This window comes from Pseudaeromonas pectinilytica, from assembly GCF_054780855.1.
This window is the reverse complement of the sequence record NZ_BAAGVN010000253.1, coordinates 1-3,031: the sequence shown is the minus strand read 5'-3', so window position 1 is coordinate 3,031 and position 3,031 is coordinate 1. Positions and strand designations below refer to the sequence as shown.

At 56.5% G+C, this 3,031-nt stretch carries 3 protein-coding genes; all 3 read left to right on the top strand.

Annotation, left to right across the window (positions count from 1 at the left end; genetic code table 11):
• Positions 1–1,222: 1,222 nt before the first annotated feature.
• The 3 genes from ACYVG7_RS10780 (at position 1,223) to ACYVG7_RS10770 (ending at position 2,980) form a co-directional block, all read left to right on the top strand.
• Entirely contained in the window at positions 1,223–1,384 is a 162-nt protein-coding gene (locus ACYVG7_RS10780; RefSeq protein WP_460883114.1) for a YhfG family protein, read from the top strand.
• Positions 1,381–1,977, top strand: a complete 597-nt coding sequence (locus tag ACYVG7_RS10775; protein ID WP_460883113.1) for a putative adenosine monophosphate-protein transferase Fic — start codon at positions 1,381–1,383, stop codon at positions 1,975–1,977. The genes ACYVG7_RS10780 and ACYVG7_RS10775 overlap by 4 nt, the downstream gene beginning before the upstream one ends.
• 793 nt (positions 1,978–2,770) lie before the next feature.
• Positions 2,771–2,980 (top strand): early set domain-containing protein, encoded by a 210-nt coding sequence (locus ACYVG7_RS10770; protein ID WP_460883112.1) that lies wholly within the window; start codon positions 2,771–2,773, stop codon positions 2,978–2,980.
• Positions 2,981–3,031 lie beyond the last annotated feature (51 nt).

The window sequence follows — 3,031 nt, the reverse complement described above, 5'->3', positions numbered from 1 at the left end:
CGCGCCTCCTGCATGGAGGCGTGATTAGATCACAGACGATCAGCCTGTTCAAATTTCATTAACAAAGTGCGATCCCGCCCTGGGGGGAAGATAAAGAACCAAATAGAAACATATTTGAGTGACGAACTTTTTGTATATTGCTTTGACATAGACCATTGCAGCTTGGCTGCCCCTCTCAAGTTAGCAGCAATTGTTAGGGAACAGCTATTTAATTTTATTGATTTCGAACCGATGACTTCAGCTCAAATAACAGCCATCGATAAATTATTAATTGACTCAAATCTTCATAAATCAAAGGCATTTAGGCCTCTGTATGACTTCAACCGACGATAAGTATTCATCAACAAATCAGCAAATTGAGTTTCGCTGCGTTCAGCAGGCGCTCCATCGCAATGCCCCTATTCACCCAAGCCCGAAGCCGTCTGCCGGGCCGAGTGGAGGGATGTTCGTAGCCGGTGAGCGGTCAGGATGACCGGGAGAGGGAGCGTCACGCCAGGGATGGCGTGTGGCTCCCGGCCGGTGGAGGGCTGCCCGCAGCTCGGGGCCTTCCCGGCAGTCGGCATAAACCCGGGCCCGGGATTGCCAAGGGGGAGGCCTTTTCCCCCTTGGCCCGCCGCCGTCCGCCGCAGGTGGGCAAGATCGCCAACGTCGGCAAGGCGGAACCGGATCAAGCTAAATCCAGATTTGAATCTCGACCATAGATCCAATGGGCATCCCATGCCCAACTCGCCAAAGCCCGAAGCCGTCTGCCGGGCCGAGTGAAGGGATGCACATAACCGGTGAACGGTCAGGATGACCGGGAGAGGGAGCGTCACGCCAGGGATGGCGTGTGGCTCCCGGCCGGTGGAGGCAGCCCGCAGCTCGGGGCCTTCCCGGCAGTCGGCAAAAACCCGGGCCCGGGATTGCCAAGGGGGAGGCCTTTTCCCCCTTGGCCCGCCGCCGTTCACCGCAGGTGGACAGATCGCCAGCGTCGGCAAGGCGGAACCGGACAAACAGATGGCCGCTATCTCGGCCGATCGGCAATCCGTCGTTGCCGACAAACGACGGAACGGACGTTACCGTTCCAGAACCCGGACGGTAGTCCGGATAACTGACCGAGTCGAGGCAAAACCCGGCCAGCCCAAGGACCTATTATTCCGCAGGCTACTGACCAGCAAAGAGACATAGCCAGCCTTGGTCGCCGGATTTATAATCCGCGAACAGAAGTTCTCGGGAGAGCAGCATGAGTAAGCCGACACTGGAAGAAAAGCAGGCCTTTGCCGCCAAGGTTCGCGCCCGAAATTACGCGGCCAGCCTGCGTCTTGAGGGAATCAAGCCAGTTACCGATATCGCATCCAGCAAAGAGAGTCTGCTGCAGAAATATCGGTCTCGAGTGAGCCAATGAGTCGGGACAAGTACGGAACCGGATCTGATCCCTATTGTTATCCCGGTTCCGATATTCTGATCAATGCTCTCGATATTCATGATGATATATGGCTCGAAGAGGCTGAACGCGACATCTCGGCTCTATGTGCCAACGCCATTGAATTCACCCCTCCACCTTACGATCTGAACTACCTTGCTCTGATTCATAAAGCACTGTTTAGTGATTTATATCCTTGGGCTGGGAAATTCCGAACCATTGATATATCAAAAGGTGACACTCGTTTTTGCTCATATCAACGCATACGAGTTGAAGCAGAGAAATTATTCGCGGGTGTCAATTATGGCCAGCTCTTTATCGAGCTACCGCGCCATGAGCTGATAAAAAGCATCGCTGAATTCTATGCAGAACTAAATATTGTTCATCCCTTTCGCGAAGGAAACGGGCGAGCACAACGCATTCTATTCGAGCACATGATCATCAACTGCGGTTATGAGATTGACTGGTCATTGACCGATGCCGATGAGTGGTTACACGCCAACATCGCCGGTTATCACTGCCATTACCAACCTATGTATTCCATTTTCGAAAAGTGCATAGGTACTACCTTTTGATCGTTTCCTACAGATCCAGGGCCTAACCCCATTAGCGACTAATCGGCATTGAACCAACGCCCAACTCACCCAAGCCCGAGGCCGTCTGTCGGGGCGAGTGAAGGAATGCTCATAACCGGTGAACGGTCAGGATGACCGAAACCGGTCCAAATCAAATCCAGATTTGAATCTCGACCATAGAATGAGCGTGGGCCCAAGGCCCCTATTCACCAAAGCCCGAGGCCGTCTGCTGGGCCGAGTGAAGGGATGTTCGTAACCGGTGAGCGGTCAGGATGACCGGGAGAGGGAGCGTCACGCCAGGGATGGCGTGTGGCTCCCGGCCGGTGGAGGGCAGCCCGCAGCTCGGGGCCTTCCCGGCAGTCGGCATAAACCTGGGCCCGGGATTGCCAAGGGGCCAAATCGGTGTTTGGACGGGATTGATTATCCCGGCCCCGATTTGGCGCGAGGGCAGGGATAGCCCGAGCGGATTGCGAAGCCATGGATGGCGTAGCGAGGCCTTTTCCCCCTTGGCCCGCCGCCGTCCGCCGCAGGTGGGCAGATCGCCAGCGTCGGCAAGGCGGAACCGGATCGCGGCATGATCCGGAAGCCAAGTCCGGAGGCTAACTCCGGAAGCCAGGCCCGGTGGTGGCCGCCACCCGGCCAATCAGCGATCAAGATCCCGTTCCACCCCCATAATCCGCCCCCGCCCCTGTGGTGACACGACCGGAACAGGTTAGAGTGGAACCCGTACCATCAGACGAGCCCACGACGGCCAAGATGGAAGCCAACATCGGCACCAATCACTGGGGGAAACATGGTTGCACTAGGTCATTACTACAACGAACAGGGCCAATCGGCCTTTCGGGTCTTCGCGCCCGAGCGTCAATCCCTGGCTCTGTTACTCGAAGCCGGACCGCAAACCCTGCCGATGACCCGGCAGCCGGATGGCTACTGGACCCTGAGCCATGAACGTCTGCCCGCGGGCACCCTGTACGTAACCGTTCACCGGCCCCGGCTTGACTAAGCCGAGGTCAGGTTGAATACGTCAGGATAAGGCTGGCCCGTCATGACCGCT

What these genes read in the sequence shown, in the direction of transcription:
- ACYVG7_RS10780 (WP_460883114.1), top strand. Translation starts at nt 1,223, where the DNA reads ATGAGTAAGCCGACACTGGAAGAAAAGCAGGCCTTTGCCGCCAAGGTT.
- ACYVG7_RS10775 (WP_460883113.1), top strand. Translation starts at nt 1,381, where the DNA reads ATGAGTCGGGACAAGTACGGAACCGGATCTGATCCCTATTGTTATCCC.
- ACYVG7_RS10770 (WP_460883112.1), top strand. Translation starts at nt 2,771, where the DNA reads ATGGTTGCACTAGGTCATTACTACAACGAACAGGGCCAATCGGCCTTT.